At 54.5% G+C, this 25,344-nt stretch carries 17 protein-coding genes; 7 read left to right on the top strand and 10 right to left on the bottom strand.

Annotated elements, in window-relative coordinates:
- Positions 1-49 precede the first annotated feature (49 nt).
- On the bottom strand, positions 50-1,018 hold the full coding sequence (locus ACUVOF_RS12425) for a Bug family tripartite tricarboxylate transporter substrate binding protein (protein WP_447044656.1): 969 nt from the start codon (positions 1,016-1,018) through the stop codon (positions 50-52).
- Positions 1,019-1,068: 50 nt separating this feature from the next.
- Positions 1,069-2,493, bottom strand: a complete 1,425-nt coding sequence (locus ACUVOF_RS12420; RefSeq protein ID WP_447044655.1) for a flagellar biosynthesis protein FlgA — start codon at positions 2,491-2,493, stop codon at positions 1,069-1,071.
- A gap of 245 nt (positions 2,494-2,738) precedes the next feature.
- Here ACUVOF_RS12420 and ACUVOF_RS12415 point away from each other — a divergent pair, with 245 nt between their 5' ends.
- Positions 2,739-3,440 (top strand): GntR family transcriptional regulator, encoded by a 702-nt coding sequence (locus tag ACUVOF_RS12415; RefSeq protein WP_447044654.1) that lies wholly within the window; start codon positions 2,739-2,741, stop codon positions 3,438-3,440.
- A gap of 63 nt (positions 3,441-3,503) precedes the next feature.
- Here ACUVOF_RS12415 and ACUVOF_RS12410 read toward each other — a convergent pair whose 3' ends face one another.
- Complete coding sequence (locus tag ACUVOF_RS12410) at positions 3,504-4,481, bottom strand: LacI family DNA-binding transcriptional regulator (protein ID WP_447044653.1); 978 nt, start codon at positions 4,479-4,481, stop codon at positions 3,504-3,506.
- 358 nt (positions 4,482-4,839) lie between these two features.
- On the opposite strand from ACUVOF_RS12410, the gene ACUVOF_RS12405 reads away from it, so the two are divergent.
- The 6 genes from ACUVOF_RS12405 to ACUVOF_RS12380 all read left to right on the top strand — a co-directional run bounded on the left by ACUVOF_RS12405 (position 4,840) and on the right by ACUVOF_RS12380 (position 12,990).
- Complete coding sequence (locus ACUVOF_RS12405; RefSeq protein ID WP_447044652.1) at positions 4,840-5,772, top strand: Bug family tripartite tricarboxylate transporter substrate binding protein; 933 nt, start codon at positions 4,840-4,842, stop codon at positions 5,770-5,772.
- A gap of 37 nt (positions 5,773-5,809) precedes the next feature.
- Entirely contained in the window at positions 5,810-6,247 is a 438-nt protein-coding gene (locus ACUVOF_RS12400) for a tripartite tricarboxylate transporter TctB family protein (protein ID WP_447044651.1), read from the top strand.
- 1 nt (position 6,248) lies between these two features.
- Complete coding sequence (locus ACUVOF_RS12395) at positions 6,249-7,769, top strand: tripartite tricarboxylate transporter permease (RefSeq protein WP_447044650.1); 1,521 nt, start codon at positions 6,249-6,251, stop codon at positions 7,767-7,769.
- A gap of 63 nt (positions 7,770-7,832) precedes the next feature.
- On the top strand, positions 7,833-8,951 hold the full coding sequence (locus ACUVOF_RS12390; protein ID WP_447044649.1) for a mandelate racemase/muconate lactonizing enzyme family protein: 1,119 nt from the start codon (positions 7,833-7,835) through the stop codon (positions 8,949-8,951).
- Positions 8,952-8,982: 31 nt separating this feature from the next.
- Positions 8,983-10,785, top strand: a complete 1,803-nt coding sequence (locus ACUVOF_RS12385; RefSeq protein WP_447044648.1) for an alkaline phosphatase family protein — start codon at positions 8,983-8,985, stop codon at positions 10,783-10,785.
- 576 nt (positions 10,786-11,361) lie between these two features.
- Positions 11,362-12,990, top strand: coding sequence for a methyl-accepting chemotaxis protein (locus ACUVOF_RS12380; protein ID WP_447044647.1), 1,629 nt, complete (start codon positions 11,362-11,364; stop codon positions 12,988-12,990).
- Between the two features lie 75 nt (positions 12,991-13,065).
- Here the strand turns inward: ACUVOF_RS12380 and ACUVOF_RS12375 are convergent, their stop codons facing one another.
- The 7 genes from ACUVOF_RS12375 to ACUVOF_RS12345 all read right to left on the bottom strand — a co-directional run bounded on the left by ACUVOF_RS12375 (position 13,066) and on the right by ACUVOF_RS12345 (position 25,140).
- Positions 13,066-13,440: a YbaN family protein gene (locus ACUVOF_RS12375; protein WP_447044646.1), complete on the bottom strand. Its 375-nt coding sequence runs from the start codon at positions 13,438-13,440 to the stop codon at positions 13,066-13,068.
- A 95-nt stretch (positions 13,441-13,535) separates the two neighbouring features.
- A complete protein-coding gene (locus ACUVOF_RS12370) occupies positions 13,536-14,894 on the bottom strand; it encodes a TolC family outer membrane protein (protein WP_447044645.1) in 1,359 nt (452 codons plus the stop codon).
- Positions 14,891-16,255 carry an HlyD family type I secretion periplasmic adaptor subunit gene (locus tag ACUVOF_RS12365; protein WP_447044644.1) on the bottom strand — a complete coding sequence of 455 codons (1,365 nt, stop codon included), beginning with the start codon at positions 16,253-16,255 and terminating at the stop codon, positions 14,891-14,893. Before ACUVOF_RS12365 ends, ACUVOF_RS12370 begins: the two co-directional genes overlap by 4 nt.
- Complete coding sequence (locus tag ACUVOF_RS12360; RefSeq protein WP_447044643.1) at positions 16,252-18,039, bottom strand: type I secretion system permease/ATPase; 1,788 nt, start codon at positions 18,037-18,039, stop codon at positions 16,252-16,254. The genes ACUVOF_RS12365 and ACUVOF_RS12360 overlap by 4 nt, the downstream gene beginning before the upstream one ends.
- Before the next feature lie 233 nt (positions 18,040-18,272).
- Complete coding sequence (locus ACUVOF_RS12355; protein ID WP_447044642.1) at positions 18,273-18,833, bottom strand: heme acquisition protein HasA; 561 nt, start codon at positions 18,831-18,833, stop codon at positions 18,273-18,275.
- An 86-nt stretch (positions 18,834-18,919) separates the two neighbouring features.
- The gene (locus ACUVOF_RS12350) at positions 18,920-21,742 is read right to left on the bottom strand and encodes a TonB-dependent hemoglobin/transferrin/lactoferrin family receptor (protein WP_447044641.1); all 2,823 of its coding nucleotides are present in this window, start codon (positions 21,740-21,742) and stop codon (positions 18,920-18,922) included.
- A gap of 404 nt (positions 21,743-22,146) precedes the next feature.
- Complete coding sequence (locus ACUVOF_RS12345) at positions 22,147-25,140, bottom strand: TonB-dependent hemoglobin/transferrin/lactoferrin family receptor (RefSeq protein ID WP_447044640.1); 2,994 nt, start codon at positions 25,138-25,140, stop codon at positions 22,147-22,149.
- Positions 25,141-25,344 lie beyond the last annotated feature (204 nt).

Raw genomic sequence — 25,344 nt, 5'->3', positions numbered from 1 at the left:
AAAGCAGGCAAATTTATTGCCTGCCTTCACTTAGCACTTAATTCGATTTTTATTGATCGTTATTAAGTAGGCGCGAATAGAGTTCATAGTTATTTTCTAGGCGCTGACGATATTCGTCGCTGCCCATCCAGCCTTCACGATAAGTAAGGTTTACTCGCTCGGCGTATGTCTGGTACTCCTCAGAGTCGTAAACCTTTTTGAACGTATCTTCTAAGCGTTTCAGAAGCGGTTCAGGTGTGTCGGCGTGGACAAAAATTGCACGGTCGTTGCCATCGGTTAGATCCCATTCGTATTCAGCTGTCGTTGGAACATCAGGATAATCGGCCAAACGCTCATCGCTGAATACCAGGATTGGCATCATTTGGCCCGCTTCCATATAGCTCAGCAAAGGGCTAAGCGACGTGGTGGTCGCGTCGATATTGTTGCCCAGAACATTAGCGGTGGCATTGCCTGTGCTGTCGTAAGGAATGAAATTCATATCCAGGCCGGATGCATCACGCAACGACAGAAATGAAACGTGGTCAGGGCTAGCGGTGTGAGTGCCGCCCACAGTGACCTCGCCTGGGTTTTCCTTGGCGTATTCCAAGAACGTTTCAAAATCCGGGTAACGCTCTGGGTTGACGAATAATGCCATTACATCTGACTGCATCCGTGCCACTGGCGTGAGTTGATCTAAGCCGATTGGGTTTTGTCCCGCTGCTAAAGACGTCACTAAGGTGGTGGAAGCGAAATCAAGGGTATGGCCGTCAGCTGCGCCAGTAGCGGTGCGCTGGTGCGCTAATGCACCAGAGGCGGAGGGCAGGTTGATAACTGTAATATTTGCGCCGCCCAGGGCTTCTTCAAACATCGGGCGAACCACACGAGCGAAGTTATCCGTACCACCACCAGCGCCTGCCGCTACTAAAAACTGGATAGTCTTTGTCGGATAATCCGTTGCCTCATCGGCGGTGACGGCTGTGGCGACGCTAACCAGCGCGACGCCGAGTGTTGCCATTTTTAGAGTAGATTTAGTGAGCATAGTATTTCTCCTATCTGATTGTTATTGCTTTTAATTCCCGTTAGGGAGGTTTAGTTTAGCGTGCTGTAGATAGCGGCTTTTGGAGCTAAGTTGTTTTGTTGAAACAACTGATCCTGCTTTTCACGAAGCTGTTTTAAGGTTGATTCAGGCAGTGCCACATCCGCTAAGGTAATGGGCTGATTGGGGGCAATGTCTCGGATCACGTGAGCGCCTGGCAGTAGATAAAAAGGCACTTTTGCTTCTGGTGCTAGCGCCGCGGCGGGATGCAACTCTGGACGTAGCCCTTCGATGTGCCTGTGGTGGCCGCGCATTTCGAGGTGCTGGCCTGCTCTCATGTGCTGGGTTGCCCGCGCTGTTAGGTCGAACCTGGGTTTCGTAGCGTGACCACCGCCGGAGGTTTGACCATTGATGACTACATCGAGAAGTGAAATGGGTGCTTCTAGACCAAGCAAGTGGCGAGGCAGATAAATCATCGCACTACTGCCGTTGTGGCTAAGTACATGGCCTTTATCCCTCAGTAGGGACCAAACATGCGCATCTTCGCAGCGCACTACTACAAAAACGCCGCCTGCAAAGCTCAGTTCATCTGGTCGGCGTAGGCAATTAAACACTTCCAAGCGCTCAAGCCCCTGCAGTACCCCACCTTGGTTTTGAATGTCCAATAGGGTCGGTACTTCCGTGGTGCGCAGCACCATGGCATGAAACTCAGGGCGATCCGGACTTAGCCCCGTGGCGTTGGCTACGTTGACCATTTCGCACAGATCAGGCACTGAAATTTGTGGAATCGCAGCAAGTAGCTTGCTACGCGCTTCCACCACATCGCGTTCGCCGCCTGCCGGTAATTCCCAAAGTTCGCTCAAGCCAGGGGCGGGAAAGGCGGTGCCGTTGCAAGTAACGGTCTCGTTTTCCTCATCCCAGATAAAGTCGTATTCGCTGCTTTTACCTGCTGCAATAATCTCAAAGCCAAGGGTGCGGGCCCACGTCAGTAGGCCAATAAGCAGGCTAGGCTGGTCACCATCTAACGGCGTGAATAGACGGCCCTGTTGATAGGCAAGGCGAGTCAAATAGGGGCCAACCACAGATTCTGTCTCTTTAGTGGCAATGCCAACGTGTTTACCTGCCAGCAGAGCAGCTTCTGCATAGCGCGCGCCTACGTCTGGTATGCCGGTAGATTCCACTAAAATATCGAAAGGCAGGTCTTGAACAGTCTCAAAGGCAGCCGTGGCGATAAACAGCCCGTTTTGCCAAGCTTTTTCAGCATCATTTTTAGAATGGCATACCATTATCTGTTCATTAGGGATGCCTGCGTGACGCAGCGCTTCAGCTGCTTTTTCAGGATTAATGTCGATTGCAATACGTGCTGATAGTTTTTCCATTTGGCGCGCTTGTCGCAAAACGCCGCGCCCAAAGTCACCCGCGCCCGCGATGCAGGCCTCAACAACCTTGCCTTTTTCAAAATGTTGTAAGTAGTTCATAAGGTGTTGGTATTCCCTTTACTGGTCAAACTGCTGCGATGACATTTTCTAACGTCATGGCGCTATAGCGGTGAGCGTTTCAGAAATTCTATGAGTGAAATGTAGTGGTATACCATTTTAGGGGTCAATTGATGGGAGTTTATACTTTGGTATCGAGTAGGCCGTTTTTTTATTTATAGCATTGATAAATATGGATTTAAAAAATAAGCGTATGAACGTAATTTGTTTGAAAGGATTTTTTTGGTATGCCATTCTTGATGTTCGCTTACTATGTGAACATGCCAATGGAAGAAGTCGCCCAGCCAAATCAGCCCGGACTTGTGGAGAAAGTCGCGAATTATTTACGTGAACATATCGTGATGGATCATTTTCAGCCTGGCCAGCGTTTACCCGAGCGAACACTGGCGGTTGAGCTTCAAGTATCCCGTACCCCGTTACGAGAGGCGCTGAAGATTCTTGCTGCGGAAGGTCTGGTGGTGATATCGCCAAACCGGGGGGCCGTTGTGGCGGACGTAAGTCCCGCTGATATGAAAGAAAAAGCGTATGTCTTGAGTGTGCTTGAGCAGGCCGCGGCAGAGCTAACGTGCGCCAACGCCAGTGATGATGATATTGCGGAGTTGCAGGCGCTTCACTATGAGATGAAGGCTTCATTCTTAAGACGTGACCGGCAGAACTATTTTCGCCTAAACCAGGATATCCACAACCGGATTGTGGCGTTGTCGGGAAATACGACATTAATTGATATGCATGCCAACCTGAGCCGTCAGCTCTATCGTGTCCGCTACCTTTCAAATCAAAAAAATGAAAAATGGGCAACGGCAATGGAAGAGCACGAAGCCATTCTTGCGGCTTTGAAGGCTCGAGACGGCAAGCGCGTAGGCCAGGAGTTACGAAATCACCTGGGCAAGACATGGGTTAAGTATGCTAATGGGGAAGCTTTGCCTTAGGTACTCGCACAAAGTTTTCTATTTTTTTGTAATCAGCCAGAGGCAAACTAAGTAAAAAACCCCTCAGGTGCTTTCTCTTACGATTAGCTTGATGCCTAAATCAATCCTCTTTTCTGGGTTACCTCCCTTGAGCCGATCAAGTAGCAATCTCGCGATATGCATGCCGATCTCTTGCCGAGGAGGTTCCACCGTGGTCATTGGCGGTACTGTGCTGTCAGTGAAGTCTTGGTTGCCGAATCCCACAATAGCCAAGCGCTTGGGTATCGACCAACCTTGTCGTTGGCATTCAAGCATGGCGCCTAGGGCGACCATGTCATTGGAGCAGAACACTGCTTGGATCTCAGGATGGTCATTGACAAGAGTGCACAGCAATTCGCCAGCTTCTGCGGTATTGCTTCGCCCGGTAAGTTCGCGGACCAGCACCGAGCCGCCAGTGGCGGCGATTGCGTCGTGAAAACCCAGATAACGCTCGTTAGCACGGATATCGCGCTGAAAGTTTGTGCTCAAAAAAGCCATGTGCTGATAGCCGTTGCGCATGAGGTGTTCCGCCACTAGTCGCCCACAGGTGCGGTGCGAAAAGCCCACAACCATGTCCAATCCTTCCTGGCCGTAATCCCACATTTCAATGATTGGGATATCGCTATTGCTCAGCAGTGAGACCGATTTTCGGCTATGCGAGAAACCAGTTAATACTAGCCCAGCAGGATTCCAACTTAGGATCGAGCGGATCAGTTCCTCTTCTCGCGAAGCATCGAACTCGGTGTTGCCTATCAACAGTTGGTAGCCAGCTGCGCGAAGGTTCCTTTCCAGTGTCTCAAGAGTCTCCGAAAAGAAGGAGAAGGTAATCGTGGGAACGATCACGCCGATAATATTGGAGCGCGACGAGGCCAGACCACCAGCCATCGTATTGGGTAGATAACTCAACTTATCAATCGCCGCCTGGATTCGCTCGGCCCTGCGAGAAGAGACCTCATCGGGACGACGCAGATACAGTGATACGGTACTTGGAGAAACATCCGCGAGCTGTGCGACTTCGCTCATGGTGGCTCGTTGTGAACTTCGTTTGTGTTTTTTCACTTTCCCTCTCTACCCGTTTTCTTTTTGAAACAAATCCTTGCATGCTTTTGATCAGACTGAACGGTTATCTCACCACTTTGAATTTACTATAGGTAATGCTGGATAAAACGCGTGCCGGTGATGACATTAGCGCAGACCTTGAGTGATAACCCGATAGCTAGCTATTCGACCAATGGACAATCATTTCATCATTGACCTCTCATATCGTAGCGCTACGATTAAGGCGTGGAAAGTACACCAATGATATAAATTGATGTTCAATTCAAAATAAAAGCATCAGATATACAAAATTTCGTAGCGATACGAAAAGGAGATTACAATAATGAAGCCTATACACCACTCTTTGGCTCTGATAGTTCTCATCGGGGCCTCACATGCCGTTCAAGCCAAAGAGACCTTAGAAATCGTTGTCCCGTTCGCGGCGGGCGGCGCCACGGATATTGTCGCACGTAGTTTCGAACCGATTTTCTCTGAGAAGCTTGATGTCACTTCGGTGATACGCAACCTTGCTGGCGCCAGCGCCACGGTAGGTACCAGCGAGGTCGCCAAGAGTGAAGGCAATCCCAACATCATTGGCTACGAACCGGCTGGTGCACTCAGCATTCAACCCTCATTGAAAAACCTTCCCTATGGGCCGGAAAGCTTCACTTATGTTTGCCGAACCACGTCCAACCCGATGTTTCTGATGGTGTCTAAGTCGTCTGATATCGAAAACTTCGACCAGCTTGTTGCTGCCTCTCAGGAGCAGCCGCTGCTCTATGGCTCTTCAGGCCCAGGCACTTTACCGCATTTGGCACTGGCAGCACTGGTGATTAACAGCGACCTGCAGGCCGAGCATGTGCCCTATAGCGGATCCGGCCCGGCGATGAATGCGTTGGCGGGCAACGAGATTCAAGTCATGGCTGATACCGAGACCATTCTCGGAAATTATGACCTTCGCCCTTTAGCCGTCTTCTCGGAGCAGCGCGTGGAAGGCTACGACGAAGTGCCGACCATCGGCGAGCTTGGGGGGGTGCCGAACATAGACTTCTCCGTTTGGCAGGGTGTCGTGGCGCCCAAGGGCATCAGCCAGGAGCGTGCCGATCAGTTTACTCAGGCGTGCAAGGACACCGTGGAGTCCGATGAGTTCAAGAGCTTTGCCGAACGGGCCAACGTCAACGTTGCCTACCTCGGGCCGGACGAATTCGAATCGTTCGTGAAGGAGCGCTTCGAAGCCAACAAGCAGGTGCTGCGTGATGCAGGCCTGCTTGATTGAAACGACCAAGGCATAACGATTTAGCGAGGTAAGCATCATGGTTGCGAGATTGGCCCATCCCAGGGTGTTGCTGGCCCTGGGACTGTTCCTGACCGGTGTCGTGCTAGCGTTCCATGCCTGGGGCGGTCCCTCCGATGCCATGCTGGTTCCGCGCATTGTGCTGACCTTGTGGTGCGGGGTCGCCCTGGCGATCACGATTGTTGAGTTTTGGCGTGCCTTGGGGCTAGGAAGCTGGTCGCTATCGGCACTCCCCGTGCTGATGGTAGCCATGCTGATCGCCGCCATCGCTATGGCAAGCCTGGGGTTTTTGATCTCCTCGCTGCCGCTCGTCGCCCTGACTCTGTGGATGTTTCGTCTGCATCGCCCACTACCGTTAGTCGTGGGCACGCTCGTGATCGCTGGTGGCTTGTGGTTGTTGTTTCACCACGTGCTGCTGATTCGGTTGCCCACACTATTGACCAGCGGAGCGCTGTGATATGGATACCATTCTTGCCGCGGTAAGTGATGCCGTCACTTGGCAGGCATTACTCGCCATCGTCATCGGTACCTGGGCGGGGATAATCATCGGTGGGTTGCCCGGCCTCGGATCGGTAGTGGGACTGACCATCTTCCTTCCTTTTACCTTCGGCATGGACACCATTACCGGTATGGCGTTGTTGATAGGTGTCTACTGCGGCTCGGTCTACGGTGGGTCGATTACTGCCATTCTCATTAACACCCCCGGCACGCCCCAGTCGGCAGCAACCACCTTCGATGGCTATCCCATGACCCAGCAAGGGCGTGTCGACGAAGCGCTGGGCTGGGCGACGTTCGCGTCCTTTTTTGGCGGTGTATTCTCCTGCGTAATCCTGATTTTCTGCGCGCCGCAACTCGCTAAATTCGCCGTCAACTTCGGCTCGATAGAAGTCTTCGCTCTCATCTGTCTGGCAATGATGTGCATCGTGGGTGTTTCCAAGGGTAGCGTTATGAAGGGGTTGGTTTGCGGAATGATCGGTTTTTTTCTCTCCATGGTGGGGTCGGATCCCATCACAGGTGCCGATCGTTTTACCTTTGGCAGCTATGCCCTGTCTTCAGGCTTAACGCTGATTCCGGTAGTGGTTGGCGCGTTCGCACTCTCGGAAATCTTCATGCGCTTTGCTTCGAGAGACGATCCCAGCGCGAAAATCCCTGAGGCGACCTTGCGGTTTCCCAAACTCGACGAGTGGTTCAAGCGTTTGATCGAGCTGGTGCGTGGCTCGTTGATCGGCAGCTTCATCGGCGCATTGCCGGGAACCGGGGCAGCCGCTGCAGCGTTCATCAGCTATGCCACGGCGCAAAAGCTGTCTCCCCGCCGCGATCGCCTGGGCAAGGGCGAGCCTGATGGCATCATTGCTTCGGAGTCGTCAAACAATGCGGTGACCGGCAGCTCGTTCATTCCTACGCTGGCGCTAGGCATTCCTGGCGATGTCGTTACAGCGATGATGATGGGCGCGATGGTGATCCATGGCATCACGCCGGGTGTGCGATTGATGGTCGATCAAGCACAGACGGTTTACTCCCTGTTCGTTGTGCTGATCATCGTCAACGTTGCCATGCTGATCTTAAGCAAACCCTCTATTAGCCTGTTTCGTTACCTGTTCCGGCTGCATCAGAGCTACATCATGGCCGCCATCGTGATCTTCAGCTTTATCGGTGCCGCGACGGTGCGCGGCAACCCACTCGACTTGGTGGTAGCCGTCTTGACCGGCATTCTGGCCTACGCTCTGCGCCGCGCTGATTATCCGATGGCGCCACTTGTCATTGGTATGGTGCTAGGCCCCGAGCTGGAAAGTTCGTTGCGTCGCGGTCTGCTGATCAAGCGCGGCGATTTCCTTGAATTTTTCACCCATAGCGGGATTTCCATGGTGCTGTTTTCGTTGCTCGCGCTGTTCATCGTGTGGACCGTGTGGTCGAGCATTACCCAGCAGCGGCAGGCATCGACCAACCCTCCACACGCCGAGAGTGATTCAGCCAAGTAAGGCCCTTTTTCGAATTCATACTGGATACGCAACATCATGATCATTACCGACATCAAGACACATGTGCTTTCAGCTCCGCTTGAGCAGCCATTCGCCTTCTCTCAAGGGTGGGTGCATCAGCGCACGGCCATGTTGGTCGAGGTCCACACAGAAGATGGCCTGGTCGGCTGGGGTGAGTCGATCAATCATGGACTTCAGCCACCGCAGATCGCTCAGGCAGTCGTGGAGTATGCCCTCAAGCCGCTGCTCATCGGCCGGTCGGTGTTCGATCACGAGGTGCTATGGGAGGAAATGTATAACCACACCCGCCCTTACGGGCAGAAAGGTGCGGCCCTATTTGGCATAGCAGCGATAGATATTGCGCTATGGGATCTTTTCGGCAAGGCGCTGGGGCAGCCGATTCATCGGCTCATGGGCGGCGCGTTTCGGCGAGAGATCCGTCCCTATGCTACCGGCTTCTACCGTCGCAAGGATGGGCGCTATCCCGAGGACATTGTGGAAGAGGCCTTGCGCCACCAAGCCAATGGTTACCGGGCGATGAAGATCAAGACCGGCTTCGGTGTTAACTCGGATATCCGTGACATGCGCGCCGTGAGAGAAGCGGTCGGTGACGACGTGCAACTTATGATGGATGCCAACTGCGCCTATAGCGTTCCGGCGGCACGTCGCATCCTCATGGAGCTCGAAGAGACGCGGGTGCACTTCTTCGAGGAACCGCTCAGTCCCGAGAATCGTCATGGTTACCGCGAACTCAAGGGTGTATCAAGCACTTACGTGGCTGCTGGCGAGAACGAGTACACCAAGATTGGCTATCGCGAGCTGATCAGCGAGGGGGCGCTGGATATCGTCCAGCCCGACCTGGGGGCCGCTGGCGGCTTTACCGAGTGCCGCAAGATAGCTGCCTTGGCGCAGGCTTGGCACGTACCGCTGATTCCCCACGTATGGGGCACCGGTATCGGCCTCGCCGCTGCCGTGCAATTCATTGCCACGCTGCCGCCACAACCGCTGTCACTGAACCCGGACGAGCCAATGCTCGAGTATGACCAGTCAGCACACCCCTTCCGCCAGGAGCTGATCAGCGGTGAATTCGCGCTCAACAGCCGGGGTTGCGTGGAGCTACCCGACAAACCTGGGCTGGGTATCGAGATCGACCGAGACGTCATCGACCGTTATCGACTCTGAAGCGCGCACGTTCTAGCCAAGGGAGCAATGTATGCACAACGCGAAAAAAGTATTAGTGCTGGGCGTCGACGGTCTGATCCCCGAGTTGGTCGACAGGTTCTGCCACGAAGGGATTCTGCCCCATATCGATCGATTGCATCGCGAGGGTGGCACCACACGACTTATGCCCTACATCTCAACCTGGGGCGATACCAATTTCGTCAACTTCCTGACCGGGCAGGCGCCAGGAAATAGTTGGGTGGGGCAGCGTATCTCTCCCAGCGGGACACGGCACTTGTTGGAATTGATGACCGAAGCGGGACAGAAGTGTGCGTTGGTGCACTTTCCCGAGTCTCTCAAGCCCACCGGCAACAAGGATCTCTGCCTAGCGCCGTTCTGGAGCGGCAAAGGTCCGGCACCGATGGAGATGGCGCCAGCCGGCCTGCACAGCACGGATCTCTCCCAGTGGCCCGATGTCCCCCAGAACGAGGCGTTGGGATGGCCACCGAGCGGTAGCCTTGCCCATCACCAGAAGCACAACCGCCACGCAATCGAGCACTCGGAGGATGGCTATTACGCCGTTATCCGGCTCAATGCCGGCAATACCCTGTCAGTGACCTTGAGCCCCACGGGCGACACGCGGCTACAACTGACGTTACAAGAGAGTTCGGCGACACTGGAAATAGGCGAATGGAGCGACTGGCTGCCCGTCGAGGCGGGAGACGAGCGGGGGCATGTGCGCTTCAAGCTGCTGGCCTACGATGCCGAGCGGGGACACGTGGATCTGCTGCAATCACAGGTCACCATGCCCGAGCGGTTGGGCAACCAACCTGAGCTGGCCGAAAAGCTAACTCGACGCCACGGGCCATTCATTTCCAAGTGGACCGTTTCAGCGGACCCGGACACGCCCTATTACGAGACCAGCTTCGAAGAGGGGCGCTACCAACTTGAGTGGCTTATCGATAGCGCTCTGACCTTGCTGGATGAGGAGGACTTCCACCTGTTCGCCACGGTGTTCCGTCTCAATGACGAAACCCATCACACCTGCTTGGCCTATTGCGACCCCGAATCCCCCTTCTTCACCCCTGATGGCCAGGAACGTTACCTAAACACCATCCGCAGTGCGTACCAAGTACTCGACGATGCGGTGGGCCGCCTGCTGGCCGGGCGGCGCGACGACACCGTGATCGTACTCGCCTCGGATCATGGCGACGTGCCGAACCACTACCTGTGCGATATCCACCGACGGCTGGCCGCGTTCGGTCTCTGTACGCTCGACGACAATGGCCGACCAATACGTCAGCGCAGCCAGGCCTTCCTCAAGGATGAGCGCGGCGGCCTGGAAGTCTTCGTCAATCGAGACACCTTGGAGGAAGGGACCGTTGCCGAGGCTGACGTGGCCGAGGTGCAGACACGCATACTCAAGGCCCTGGCCACGTGGTACATCGATACCCCGCAAGGTGAGCGCAATGTGGTCGCTTTCGCCCTCAAGAAACAGGATGCCAGTGTGCTGGGATACTGGGGTGATAACGCAGGGGATGTGCTGTTCGCCTACGCCTCGGGGTTCGTGTGGGGCGTCAATCGACGTGGCGATACCGTGGCCGCCGTTGAAAGTGCCGGAGCCAACCACGGTCCCCAGGTACCGTCCGCCAGCACCGCATTCGCCTCCAACCATGGTTTGGCGATTCTGCACGGTGAGGGAATACTGCCCGGCTCTAGGTTACCCTTCAATACCCAATGCGGCATCCAGCGAATGGACAATGCCGGGGCCACATTCGCACGCCTGCTAGGCCTGGACACCACTACGCTGGATGGCCTGCCGCTGGGTGCGCTATTAACCGACGATGTCAGATAATGAAGGCATGCCTGAGCCAGCACGATGATACCCAGTGGTCTATTTATGAAGCGTTGAAAGGCTCAAGTGAGACGGGGCATCAGCCGCGTGGTGGGGGCGCTTGACGACGGAACAGACGGTGTCGGACGGCACGCCGAACAACGGCTCCACCTGCCCGGCGTGCGTCAGATCCGCTCGTTTATGGGGCTGCGACAGGTGGTCTCTACCCATAAGGTGCCGATTTATGCAGCTGGTACCGTCAACATCCACGGCCGGTAGGCCAAATGGGCCATGGTGCTAACAGCACTGACTGCCTGTTTTGATACGCTTTTACTTTGCCGACCTCAGTTTATGCACTTTCTGGCCGCACTAACGTATTGACATCCTCATCACCTCCCCCCTTATGAATGACTGATCTAACTAAAACTTATACAAGCCTTTCAAAGGCTGTTGCAATTGTTCACATTCTAAAGCATTTAAAATATAGCGATATCAACCACTTTACGTCACTATTCTTGTTACAAAACGGCAAGAGTTTGCGTCAGTATTGACCAAGCACGTCGCCTAACCCGCCCTAACTTATCTTGGAATATACCAATGCATTTTAGAAACTTATCGATTGGCAAGCAGCTTGGAATGGGCTTCTTGGTCGCTGTACTGTTTTTGGTTTTCACCGGAATATTAAGTTCGGTTAGTCTTAAAAATGTCAACGACACTATGCGGTCTCTGTATGTTGATCGTGTTGTCCCGTTAAAGGGGCTAAAAGTGATCTCAGATGCTTATGCTGTCAACGTGGTTGACGCTGTCAATAAAGCGAATACAGGTTTGATCACTGCAGAGGAGGCTCTGGATGCCGTTCAAAGGGCTCGAGAAGATATTGCGCGCGAGTGGGAAGCGTATATGGCTACAAAGCTTACCGCGGTAGAAGCCAGTCTGGCGGCTGAAGCACAAACACTATTTGGTCCAGCCAATAGTGCCCTGGATGAATTGGAAGGTGCGCTGCAAAATCTCTCAGGCATGGTCAGGGGGCAGTTGGACGCCTATGACGGCCAGTTGTATGCATCGATTGATCCGATTAGTAGCCAAGTTAGCGAAATTATCGACTTGCAATTGGTCGAAGCAAGAAAAGGGATGGAGCATGGCGAAGCTCAATATCGTACGTCAATGCTAGAAACACTGGGACTTGGAATCGTCGCTATTCTGATATCGATCGTGGTGGCGATCATTATTACCCGCGGTATTACCCGTCCATTGAACCAAGCCGTGAATCAGGCGAAAGCAGTGGCGGCGGGAGATTTGTCTGTGAGCATCGAACCGCTTTCAAACAACGAGATTGGCCAGTTGTTGCTGGCACAAAAAACGATGGTCAATAGCCTGGCTAAAGTGGTTTCGGAAGTACGCGGCAATGCTGAAAGCGTGGCGACCGCCAGCGCCCAGATTGCCCAGGGCAATGTCGATTTGAGTCAACGAACCGAAGAGCAGGCATCAGCGCTTGAAGAGACATCTGCCTCCATGGAGCAAATGGGCTCCAGTGCGCTACAAAATGCGGACAATGCACGTTCTGCCAATCAATTAGCCTCCAATGCCAGTGTAGTGGCTAAGCAGGGCGGTGACGTGGTTGGTCAAGTGGTGCAGACCATGCGTGAAATCAACAACAGCAGTAGCCAGATCAGTGACATAGTGGGCGTCATTGATGGGATCGCCTTTCAAACCAATATATTGGCCTTGAATGCATCGGTAGAAGCGGCTCGTGCTGGCGAGCAAGGTCGCGGCTTTGCTGTGGTTGCCAGTGAAGTGCGTAATTTAGCCCAGCGCAGTGCTGAGGCGGCGAAGGAAATTAAAATCCTGATTGGTACCAGCGTTGAGCGTGTGGCGCAAGGCACCACACTGGCTGATCAGGCAGGTACCACGATGCATGAAATTGTCACGTCGATTCAGCATGTCAGCGATATCGTGGGTGAGATCAGCAGCGCCAGCAGCGAACAAAGCAAAGCGGTGGGCCAGGTCAGTCAGGCAATTACTCAAATAGATCAAACGACTCAGCAGAATGCTGCTTTGGTAGAGGAATCTGCCACTGCAGCTGCCAGCCTTAGAGGGCAAGCCGACGAACTTGTGGCGGCCGTCGAGCAGTTCAGGCTTCCTAATTCAAATAATCCTGGTTCGAAGGACGTCAGCCTTGCGCTTCTCAACCCCGCACCTCGTGCTCTTCCTACGTCAGCGTTCTAATCCATCTGTCATGAAGATTGTCGTGTGAACTGAATAATAAGCTGACTTAGAGATACCAAGTAGAAAGGAAGAGCCTTAGTTCTTTAACCTAGGCTCTGGCCGAGTGGTTAGCCAAAGCGCAATCACTATCAATAGGGCTATCACTACCCAGCGTGTCCAACCAGGGCCGAGCGACCAAGCAGTGATGAGCGCACTCAACGCTATCGTGCAAACGGCAAAAATCTTAGCGCGCCTGGGTATGGCGCGCTCTTGCTCCCAGTTAACCAGTAGAGGGCCGACATAGTGGCGGGAGCGGATCCAAACCTCGAAGCGTGGCGAGCCTCTGGAGGCGCAGTAAACCGCCATTAGCATAAACACAGTGGTAGGCAGCAGGGGGAGAAAAATGCCTAGTACTCCGATGCTAAAACTCAACCCTGCCAAGCCCACCCAAAGAATACGTATCAGCGTCATCTAGTCACATTCCTATGGGCCTTATCTCTGCACTTAAGTTATAAACGGCTGTGAATGGAAATTACCTCATTATGATAGTGAATTTTAGATCCCTACTAAAAATAGCCAGCCACTTGGGAAATGTCCTCACCATTTAATATCCCCGCCTGCCAGCGTAGTGTTAGCCAAGCTAATAAATAGTCATAGCGGGCACGGGACAGGTCGCGTAGCGCCTCGAAGCGTTCACGTTCGGCGTTTAGCACGTCCAAATTGGTTCGTTCGCCGCCCAGAATGCTTTTACGCGTGGCTTCCAGGCGTGCTGTCGCGGCGGCGACCGCCTGCTGATAGGCCTCAATGCGCTGTTGGCTGCTACGGGTTAAGCGGTACTGGCGCTCAACATCGCTCAGCAGTTCTATTGTGGCGGCGTCCAGTTCATGGCGCGTTTGTGCATAGGTGCTGTCTGCCTGACGGCTAGCCGCCACGACTTTGCCGCCTGAATAGAGCGGTAAGTTGACCTCCACACCAATACTGTCGGTGTCGTAACGCTGACCAATGACGTTTTCAGAGTTGGAGTCGGATATCTGGCTGCGTGCGTATAGGCGCACATTTGGCAGGTGTCCGGCGCGTTGCTGGTTCAGTTGGTGACGAGCAGCTTCCAGTAGGCTGCGCTGGGCGGCCAGTTCAGGATTATGGGCCAGCGTGCGTTCGTGCCACTGTTCCAGTGATAACACTGGGCTTTCCGGGGTAGATTGTACATTGCGGGCTAGCCGGTCGGCCTGCAATGGGGCGAGTGAAGCGGGTGGGACACGTGTGCCGGTTAGGGCGCGCAGCGCATTGTGGGCATCACTCAAGCGGTCTTCGGCTTCAATCAGTTGGGCTTCCACTAAGCGTGCCTGGGCAGCAATCTCTAACTGGTCGGTACGAGTGCCCTCGCCATAATCGATAAAGCGCTGGCTACGCTGGTGCTCTTCTTGCAGGGCGCGCAGGTGGGCTGTCGCCAGTTCGATATCGTCGTGGGCGTAAAGCACCCCCGTGTAGGCCTGAAGAACTTGAACGGCTAGCGCTTGACGGGCGCGCTCAAGCGTTAGTTCAGCGGCTTGGGCCTTTGCTTTGCCAGCTTGATACTGGGCGAAAGCCGCCGCATCCAGCAAGGGCTGTGTTAGCGTGAAGGAAGAAGAGTAGCTGGTGTAATCCATATCGCTGGTGGTCGTGCCTCGCGGTGTTTCCTGCTGCACTTCCGACCAGTTTTTAGCCCGTGAGTAGCGATAGTTGACTGAGGGCAGTAACGCTGATCGTCCTAGCGCTCGGGCCTGTTGCCCGGCTGCACTCTCGCTCTGTGCGGCCAGCCAGCCTGGATCATGCTGTTTGGCCAGTTCGTAGGCCTCACGGAAGTCCAGTGCGAACGCATTGAAAGAGCAGCAGAGGCAAGCAAGCAACAACCAAGTGCGATATCGCCGTGATGCAGTGCGAATCATGCATCCCCCCAAGCCGTGCGGGCGCGGTCAAGCAGTGGCTTAAACAGATAGTTGAGCAGCGTGCGTTCGCCAGTGCGCACAAAGGCTTCGACCGGCATACCCGCTTTGAGTGGTTGGCTGCCCAAGGGTGAGAGGTCATCGGCGGCTACTTCGACATACATCCGGTAATAAGGCAGCCCTGTCTGTTCATTGGTTAGCCGATCGGCGGAAACCTGGCTGACAACCCCGGGTATGCGTGGTGTGCTGCTACGCTCGAAAGCGGTAAAGGAAAGCTCAACGGGCAGGCCCGCGTGCACTCGGTCAATCTGTTCAACGGGCAACTGGCCCTCCACCAATAAGGGTTCGCCCTGGGGGACAATTTCCATCAGTAAGGCACCGGGCTGGGCCACACCGCCTTCGGTATGCTGGGTTAGCCCCACCACCGTTCCTGAGCGAGGAGCGCGTATCTCGGCATGGGCCAGGTCAAACTCGGTGCTTGCCAGCTGGCTAGTTAGCTCCTGTGCACGTAAGCGTGCCTGGGACAGTAGTTCCTGCACGTCACGCTGATACTCTACATTACGTTGGGTCAGACGAAGCTGTAACTCATCGATCTGGCGTTGGGTCTGCTGCAGCGTGCCGGTCTCTGTGGCAATGTTGGCCTGCAGTTGGGCATAGCTGTTTTCGATTTCCAGCAGCCGGTTGCGGGGAATATAACCGTCGGCAGCCAGCTCGCGCAGGTTGTTGCGCTGCTCACCCAAGGCTGACAGGCGCAGCCGCTGTTGGGTCATCGAGGATTCTAGTCCCGCCGCCCGGGCACGCTGACCATCAAGGTTGGCCTCGATTCCTGATATTTCAGCGGCCAGCGCATTGCGCCGGCTGGTGAATAGCTGGCGCTGCAATGCCAGCATGGTGCCGACGTCCACATCGGCACTACTCACCAGGTCAGAAGGCATGCTAATGGTGTTTAATTGGTCACGCTCGGCCTCCAAGCGTGCTGTTTCTGCCAGTGATGATGCCCGCTGTAAGCGCAGTGCACTGGCTTGATGTTCCAGTCGTGTGGTGTCAAGGCTGATAAGCGTTTGACCTTCTGTCACTTGGTCTCCTTCACGTACCCACAGCCGCTCAATCACACCGCCGGTTGGATGCTCAACCGCCTGTCGATTGCCGGAGACAACCACTGTTGCGGGTACCGCGATACCATTATCCAACGGTGCCCAGGCTGCCCAAGCCACAAACAGCGCTAAGCCTCCCAGTAGTAGCCAACTTCCTATACGTAGCGGTCGTCGCTTACGGCGCATGGCGAGTGCTTGCCAGTCGGGTGTGGCTGAAGAGGTTTGTGTTTTTGCAGCAGGCGGCGCCTGGGAGATATCGCGAAGGGTCATGCGCGCTGCTCCTGACGATTGATGGAAACATTGCCGTAGGTATAAGCGCCTTGCGCATACGGGGTGGCCATCGCGCCATTGGCAGGTGCTGCCGCTTGGCGGGCAGCGCTCAGGGTTTGCAATATCTCTTCAGTGGGGCCGAACTTCTGCAGGCGGCCTTCACGTAGTACTAGCAAGTGAGAGGTGGCCTTGAGTACCTGAGGGCGGTGGGTGATCAGCACCACCGTAACGTGGCGTTCGCGCAGTCGCTGTAACGCTTCCAAGAGTGCTTTTTCTCCGGCGTCATCAAGGCTTGCATTGGGTTCGTCCAGCACAACGAGCGCCGGGGGGCCGTAGAGCGCCCTGGCCAGAGCAATACGCTGGCGCTGCCCGCCCGAAAGGCCGATCCCACTACCTCCCAAATAGGTGTCGTAGCCATTGGGGAGTGCCAGAATTAGTTCGTGTACGCCCGCGGTTTTAGCGGCCTCGACGACCTTCATGGGGTCTGGTTCGCTGAAGCGGGCGATATTCTCCGCCACGCTACCGGCAAACAGCTCGACATCCTGAGGCAGGTAGCCGATATGAGGCCCCAGCAGTGCCTTGTCCCAGTGCTGGATATCGGCACCATCCAGCCGCACGGTGCCGATCTTCGGCTTCCAAACACCCACCAGCAGTTTGGCCAGAGTAGATTTGCCTGACCCCGAAGGCCCGATAACACCGAGCGCGCTGCCTGCTTCCAATTGGAAGCCCACTTGAACCAGCGTGGGTATCTTTCCGCCGGGCGGCATGGCGCTCACCGGCTCCACATTAAGTTTGCCTAGTGGGGCAGGGAGATCCATGCCTGGCTGGCGGGCCGGGTGTGCTGTTAGCAGGTTACCCAAGCGTTGGTAAGCCAGCCGTGTCGATGACCACTGCCGCCAGGCATTGATGACCTGATCAATGGGGCTGAGCGCACGGCCCATCAGGATAGAGCCCGCGATCATCGTGCCAGGACTGATCTGCCCGCCAATCGCTAGCCAAGCGCCCAGCCCCAATACCAGTGACTGCAACGCGACGCGCAGGCTCTTGGAGATAGCAGTAACTAGAGCGGTACGCTCGCTGGCCAGTCCCTGCAGTGCGACAAAGCCATCGTGGAGGAGTGACCAACGGCGTGTAAAGGCCGACAGCATACCCATCGACTCGATGGCATCGGCATGGCGCAATTGTGCTTCCGCCATGGCATTGGCCTGTACAGAAAGCGAACCCGCTTCACGCAGCGGCGGCTGGGAAAGTCGTTCATTCAGCCACGCTAAGCCCACCAGTACCACGGCACCCCCCAGCGCCAGGCAGCCAATCCAGGGGTGGAACATAAACATCACCAGCAAATACAACGGGAACCAGGGGGCATCGAAGAACGCGAATACCGCGTTGCCGGTGATAAATTGGCGCAGCGAATCAAGATCCCGCGTGGCTTGCCCCGCCTGGGCTGCCTGGCCGCTTAGCCCGCGCTCGAAGGCCGCCGCGTAAACCCGCTCCCCCAGTTGTTCATCGAAGCGTTCGCCAATATGAATGACTGCCAGGCTGCGTATGTACTCCAAGGCACCCATTAACGCCAACAGCCCCAGCGCCATGCCCGTTAGCATCATTAGCGTGGTGGTATTGCCGGAAGCCAGTACGCGATCATAGACCTGCAGCATATACAGCGGCGGCACTAGCATCAGCAGATTGATAACCGCACTGAACAGCCCTACCGAGCGCAGTGTGCCGCGATAGCGGCCGAGTGCTCGGTAGAGTTCGTTTCCGGGCTGGCGTTGGGAGGGGGTCATTAGCTATGTCCTTGAAAATAGACGTAACAAATCAACGAATCGCCATAGCAATGCGTCTCGAATTCGTTCTCTCATTAGTGCTTTGGTCACGTCTCTGCTTGACTTCTCGTCTCATCGGGCGAGAATGCCGAGGCACCGCGCCAAGGCATATCGCCCATGACGCGGTGTTTGAACGTTGCGGCAAGGGGATTCCCCTTGCCTTTTTTATTAGGTGTTTATAGCGATGGCGTTGTTCACGCAGCCAGAGCGAAATCGGCGTCGCTGAACTCTTGAACGCCCGTTGCTGAAGCCGGTGCAGAGAAGAGGTCTCCCAGTTCTGCGGTATCAAACTCGTTCTGAGTCAGCAGGCCTTCGGAAACAATATAGTCTTCCAGTGCACTGGTGTTGCCGTTCATCAGACCCCACACGATATCGTGCACGTCATTTCCTGCACCGCTACCACTAGCGTCAAGGCCGTCGATGGCTAGCTCCCAGTTATTAAGGTCGAATGAGCCACCGGATGGTTCAGTCAGGCCATAACCAAACTGCACGCTGTCCAGGTTTCCGGCTAAAACGTGAGCGCCGATGTCATACTGCAGTCCATCAGCTGTGTCGCTGCCGGCAATAAAGGCGTATGAGTTGTTAGCACCGGAAATCGCGTACTCCTCGCCGGACAGCTGACCACTACCAGTGTTGAAACCACCAGTATTTGATTCGCCATGATCAGAATTTTGGAAATTGAATGACCACTCATCAAGATAGTCGGCCAGTGACCAGCTGTCATATTGAGCGTCGTAAGTGATATTGAATGACATGGTATTACTCCTTTTCGGTTTAATATGAAGGAGGCGTATCCTCCTTCATGGTATTCACCCATTAGGGTGAAATCGTTACCCAGGGGCTAGAAACGGTATTCCAGCATGCCCTGAAGGGTTCTTCCGCGGGCCAATGCCACGTTTGCAAGGTTGGTATCGCCCATCGCAACCAGATATGCCTCGTCGGTAACGTTATCCATGGCCAGACTGAAGGTCAGGTTGTCGTTCATGTGATAGAACGCGTAGAGGTCGTAAACTTCGTAGCGTGGCCAAACGGCCAGGGCGTAATTGGTATAACTGCGCTCTGCGTGGTCAATGCTATTGCCCTCGCTATAGCGCCACCGTCCTCCGATATCCAGCCGCCCATTGAGGAAGCGGAGGCCAAGTGTGGCGGAGGCGCGGTCAGCGGGCATAAAGACAGCATTGCCCATGGCACCGCCACAAGATACGATGCTGTTACCTTCGGGATTATCAACCAAGATAGAGCCATTTTGGCGTATTGTGACGACGCGGCCACTAGTAAGCGTACGCTCCCGTTCAAAGACTTCACCGCTAGGTTCCAGACGGCTGGCGCCACCGAGATAATAAGTGTGATGGCAAAACTCGTTGCTGCCTATCATCTGGGTATAGCTCAGGTCGGCATAGGCAAAGCCCGCATCGTAGTTAAGCTGATACTCCACGCCCCGAAAACGGGTGCTATTTAGGTTGTTAACGTAGGCAGAATTACCTAATGAAGCGCTGTGGTAGGCATAAGGCAGGGCTACACCTGTTGCCATGTAAGTAAAGTTGTCGATCTTATTATCAAAGTAGGCCACTTTGGCAGAAAAACGGTCATTGCCGGTCAATAACCCACGCTTGATAATATTGAAGCCTGCTTCCCAGTTTTCTGAACGTTCAGGCTCTAAGTATGGGTTGGGGTACATGTTTTCTGACCCCCCGCCATGTGGACGGCCTGTTTGAAAGCTTTCCGTTACCGCTGGTGGACGCCAACCCTGGCCATAGCTGGTGTACAGTTGTAGCCAATCCAAACCTGGGTTAATGCCAATGCCTAACGTAGGCGATAAACGGCCATCATTTCGATCGACATCATAAGTAATAGGTACCGGGCGGATTTGCCCATCAGGATCCCAAGTCGGCGTATTATCCATATATCGGCGTGTTGTCAGGCCGGTTTGCCCTTGGAGGCGGTAATGGTCATAACGCAAGCCCCCCCAAACCGATAGCCAGTCGCCGTGTTGGTAGTCAATGTTGGCAAACAGGCTACCCATCTGACGCTCGCCTTCCGGTGTTAACCCCGTGGCATATGGCAGGTCAGTATCAATCGAAGGTGACGCCTGCTCACCGCCAGGCTTAAAGGTGTCCTGAAATATCTCAGCTCCATAGTTGATGGCTAAATCGCCCGTACTACCGAGATGAAGGCGCGATGTATTTTCTACCTGAGTGCCTATCGTATCGGTACGAAAGAGGGCGGTATAAGCAGGGGTCGTGGTGGAAGATGTTTCTAACCTATTATTCCACTGCTCATTTTCGGTGGTAACAAAATAGACTTTTGATGAGAAGTCGATAAGTTCATTATCAATAGGATTATAAGTGTAATCCAACCCATAGCTGGTAGATGTGATGTCGTTCGAACCTAGAAGCCGATACTCAATGTCTTCAAGTACCCCTGCTCTCGTGGTGTTTTCAAAGCGTGCATCGTACCCAAAGGCATTGGTATCCAAATAGGTAAACTGAAGCCTATGGTCCGGGTTACCATCAATATTCCAGCCAAATTTGGCGAGTCTGGAATCCATATTGCTGGAGGTATATTCGACCGGATTGTCGATCAGCATTTGTAGCCGCCCTGGCTGCTGCCACTCTTGGGCGATATCATCACTTAAGTTGCCGACCCCAGATGAGCCCGCATGGTAGTCACCAAAATTCCGTTCACTGTAAGCTAGTAGCCCATCCACCTCTTCATTACCGAATGCAACGACGGCACTGCCATTGAAGTGTGTGCCGTTGCCTTGACTGCCTATACCGTGACCTGCTCGTACACGACCACCGTAGCCTTTTTCTGTATCAAGAAAGTCGCTGGCGTTAATAGTGCTGAAGGTAGCTATACCGCCCAGTACGCCAGCGCCCCCTTGACCCGCGCTGGTTCCTTTATCAATAGTGACCCCTGAAATCAACTCAGGGTCGATATACATGGTGCCATTGCGCTGCTGGTGGCCGTTTTGGTTGAAGTTCTGTCGCATGCCGTCGATATTCATATTGACGCGACCATAATCCTGGATGCCGCGAATATTGACCGACAGCCCTGGGTCACGTTGATCAACGGCGGAATAAACTCCCGCAGTTTCTTCCAACATATCAGCGGCATGGCGAGGAGGGCGGCGGTCGATCTGCTCCCGGCTGATAACACTCACCGAACGCGGCTCGTGATAGACCCAGTCGTCACCAATACGATCAGCTGATACCGTCAGAGTGCTAAAGGCTGTTTGGTTGCCCACGGTGATTGAGGTGGTTGGTTCCAGTAGTTCTGCCGTTCTGCCATTGCGGTATGAAATGGTCAGTGATGAGTCGGCTAGCAGTGTGCGAAGTGCTTCATCGGCAGTCATTTCGCCGCGTAAGGCCGGTGCGGTACCGTTGATGGGCTGGCCATCCTGACGGACGACAGCAATCTGCGTGGTAGCGGTAAATTCACCCAGCGAGTAGAGCAGGTGCTGCTCGGGCAGGTCGAACGTATAGCGTTGTTGCACAGGGTTTTGCTGCGTCGCCTCGGATGAGTCCGGCGCGGAGGACTGGGCCTGTGCCAGTACCTGGGTTTGCGCGGCCAGCAAGCCCAGCATAATAGCGGTTGTGGTATATCGACGCTTAGGTTTAAGGCTTGCCTCAAGCGGCTTGAGTGGGAAACCCTTGAATTGCATGAATGTAAAGCCTCTTTTGTTTATGCAAATAATAATCGTTTGTATAAGCCTTAACGTTCGAGGGCGGGGATTCCCTCATCAAAAAATGCATTTATTTTAGTTTTTTGTGTTTTGAGTGAGGAAGGAGGGGGAAATGCGGCTTGTATGGGCTTCAAACATCCGTATCAACACGGTCAACAATTATGTAAGAACTACTGATTGCCGGGGATGTTTAGCGGTGTTGTAGTTGCCCTGTTAGCTTGTTGTCTCGTCAACCAGAGAAGAAAGGCCAATCAATATTTTCAGTCTCCTTACTTTATCAATGTTGGCCTTGAGGCCTTTATTGGCAGGTAACGTTAGTTATCTGCCTTGCATACCCGCTGGGCGGGTATGTTCGTTGGCAGCGCAATCGCGCTGCCCTTAATTTAAAAACGCAACTCCGCCCCCGCCATCAGCGTGCGGCCTGGCCCATAGCTCTTGGAGAAAATATCCGAGTAGCCGGTCACGTAGTTACGATCGCGCACGTTGAGCATGGTGGCGCGCAGCAGCAGGTTGGGGTTGACTTGATAGCTGGCGTAGAGGTCCCAGGTTACGTAGCTGGGCCACAGGTCGAAGTCGAAATCCTCCGGGCCGCCCGCGGCGCTGTAGTTAAGGCGCGTACCCACATCCAGGCGCTGATCGAACCAGCGGGTGCCGAATACCAGACTGCCGCGATCCATCGGTAACTGGCGAGCGCTGTTCATGCCGATCACATCGATACCGCAGTAGGTTTGATGGTCGAGTTGATCCTCGCGGGAGTCGTAACCCGCTTCGATCGCTTCATTGTGAGCATCGGGGTAGCTGCCATCTTCGTTGGGTATATCGTCTTTGATCCAGCCGCTACCCAGCGGGCGGGTCTTCTGGCAGAACTGATTGTCGCTACCCAGTACATGGGTATAGTTGGCTTGGGTGTACCAGCGCTCGGCGTCGTAATCGATCTCCAGCTCCAAGCCACGGAAGTTCATCGTTAGCAAGTTGGGCACGAACATAGTGTGGCCCAGCCCCGTACCCGGCTGCCCCGGCATTACGTTAACCATGGAGGTAATCAGGTAGTTGTCCACACGGGTATCGTAGTAGGAGAGCTTGCTGAAGAAACGATCCCCATCCCTAAACAGATCCTGGGCGGTAAAATTGGCGCCCACATCCCAGTTGCGTGAGGTTTCCGGTTCAGCATAGGGGTTGGGGAACAGCACCGCGAAGGGGTCGCCGGGGTGGCTGCCCTGCATCAGGGTTTCGGTCAGCGCGGGTGGCCGCCAACCGCGGCCCCAGTTAGCAAATAGCTCGACGTTCTCATTGGGGCGGTAAGCAGCAGACAAGGTAGGGAGCAGTTTGTCGAGCGAATTGTCGACATTATACTCACTCAAGACCGTTTTCGAGCGCCAACTGGGTCTGAAGTTGGCACTCGTGTCATACCCGGCGAGTGTGGTAGGGTCATTGACGAATGCCTGCTCTTGGGGAATTCGATCACACTCTCTTTGGCGATTCGCCTCTGGAGTATTCGGACTGTAACACTTTTTTTCTGCGCTATTTAATCTGGCCTGCGCGTGACTCAGCGCCATTGCATAGCGATCATAATATTTCCATTCCGCCCCAGGAAGTTGGGTCGAGCCTTTGAGCTTGTAGTAGTCGTAACGCAGCCCAGCCGCAAAAGTGAAGGTTTCATTTTCCCACTGTAAGTTGCCAAAGGCGCTGGCAATACTGCGTTCGCCGTTGGGCTGCATGGTGTTGTCGTTAGCGCCAAGCTGACGGCCACCGCGCTCTTGCGTCGTCGTCGATTCGCCTTTATCGATAAAGTATTCGATCCCGTGGTTAGAGGAAAAGCCATCCATTCCGCCCAGTGAAAAGCGCGCTGTATTCTCCAGTGTAAAGCCGTAGGTATCGATTTGAGTGCGGTTATTGTTATCCAGACCCGCCCGGCAGGCGTTGTAGTACATGTCCTGAACCGGATTGGTCTCGCAGACGCCCATCATCCAGGCCAGCTCGGTCATGTTGGTGCCACCCTGAACCACAGGCCGGCCAGCTTCGATATAACGCTGCCCTTCTGTTGAAACGAAGTAGGCGTTAGCCTCCAGATCGATCAGAGGGGAGGAAGGATTAAGGTTGTAGCGCAGGCTGACCGAGTCGGACGTTGTGCTGGCATCGCCATAGCGCCGCCAGGCGTCATCGCCATCGCGCACGCTACCATCGACGGGGTCGAGCACCTGACGATCGGAAACGTTGTTATAGGAAAGCTCGGTGCCCAGGTAGGAAAACGTCAGCGATTGGTCGTCATCAATATGAAAGCGCGCCTTGAACAGATTTGAATCCTGCTCATTATCCGTAAATCTGACGCGTTCGACGTCTTGCTCTATCTGCTGGTGAAACTCATCCTGAACTCCTACCGTTAGGAAATCGTAGTTTGGCCGACGGCGCCCAGGCGCATATTCGCCAAAATTACGGTTGCTGCGCGCCGCCAGAAGTTCCCAGCGGTCGCCAAGGCGCCCAGCCACTGCTGCGCTACCAATAAAGTGGACCCCATTGCCTTCGCCGCCCACGCCCGTCATGCCACGTAGCCGCACGCCGATGTCTTTACCCGGTAAAAGAACATCGTCCACATCGATGGTGCGGAAGTTAGCACTACCGGCGATGGCACCTGCACCATGTACCCCCGTGCTGGCGCCTTTCTCGATGACGACATCCGACAATAACTCGGAGTCGACATACATGGTGCCATTGCGCTGCTGGTGGCCGTTCTCGTTGAAGTTCTGGCGCATGCCATCAACCATCATGTTGACGCGTCCAAAGTCCTGCATACCGCGGATATTGACTGACAGACCTGGATCCTGGGCATTGACCGCACTGTAGACACCCGGGGTCTCCTGCAACATATCGGCCGCATGGCGAGGCGGCGTTCGGTCGATCTGCTCGCGGCTGATGACGCTGACCGAGCGCGGTTCGTGATAGACCCAGTCATCACCAATACGGTCAGCCGATACCGTCAGGGTGCTAAATGCCGTTTGGTTGCCCACGGTGGTCGAGGTAGCCTGTTCCAGCAGTTCTGCAGTTCTACCATTGCGGTAGGAGATGGCCAGAGACGAGTCGGCAAGCAGCCTGCGTAGTGCTTCGTCTGCTGTCATTTCGCCTTGCAAGGCGGGGGCGGTACCATCAATTGGCTGAGCATCCTGGCGAACTACAGCAATCTGGGTGATGTTGGTGAATTCGCCAAGCGAGTAGAGTAGATGCTGTTCGGGAAGGTCGAACGTATAGCGCTGCTGCAAAGGGGTTTGCTGCGTCGCGTCGGTTGAGTTTTGCGCTGAGGGTTGGGCCTGTGCCTGAGTGACAAGCAGGCCCAGTATTACAGCGGTTGCGATTGGCGATCGGGGGAAAACCTTAAAATGCATCGAGATAACGCTCCCTTGTTAAGTTAATGATAATTGTTTTTATAATCATTAACGTTTAGGGGGCCGGTTTTCCTCATCAAAAGAACATTTTCAACTAGGGTTGGGTATGCAAATTAGCTGAATAAGGGGCTTGTGCCGCATCGCCTGTCACGGAAATGGCTAGTGAAATAGCGATAATGGCGCTGTGCAGTAGCGAGCCCCCAA

Source organism: Vreelandella sp. H-I2 (assembly GCF_052959335.1).
Note: the sequence above shows the minus strand (reverse complement) of the source record. Positions and strands in the feature narration are given on the sequence as shown.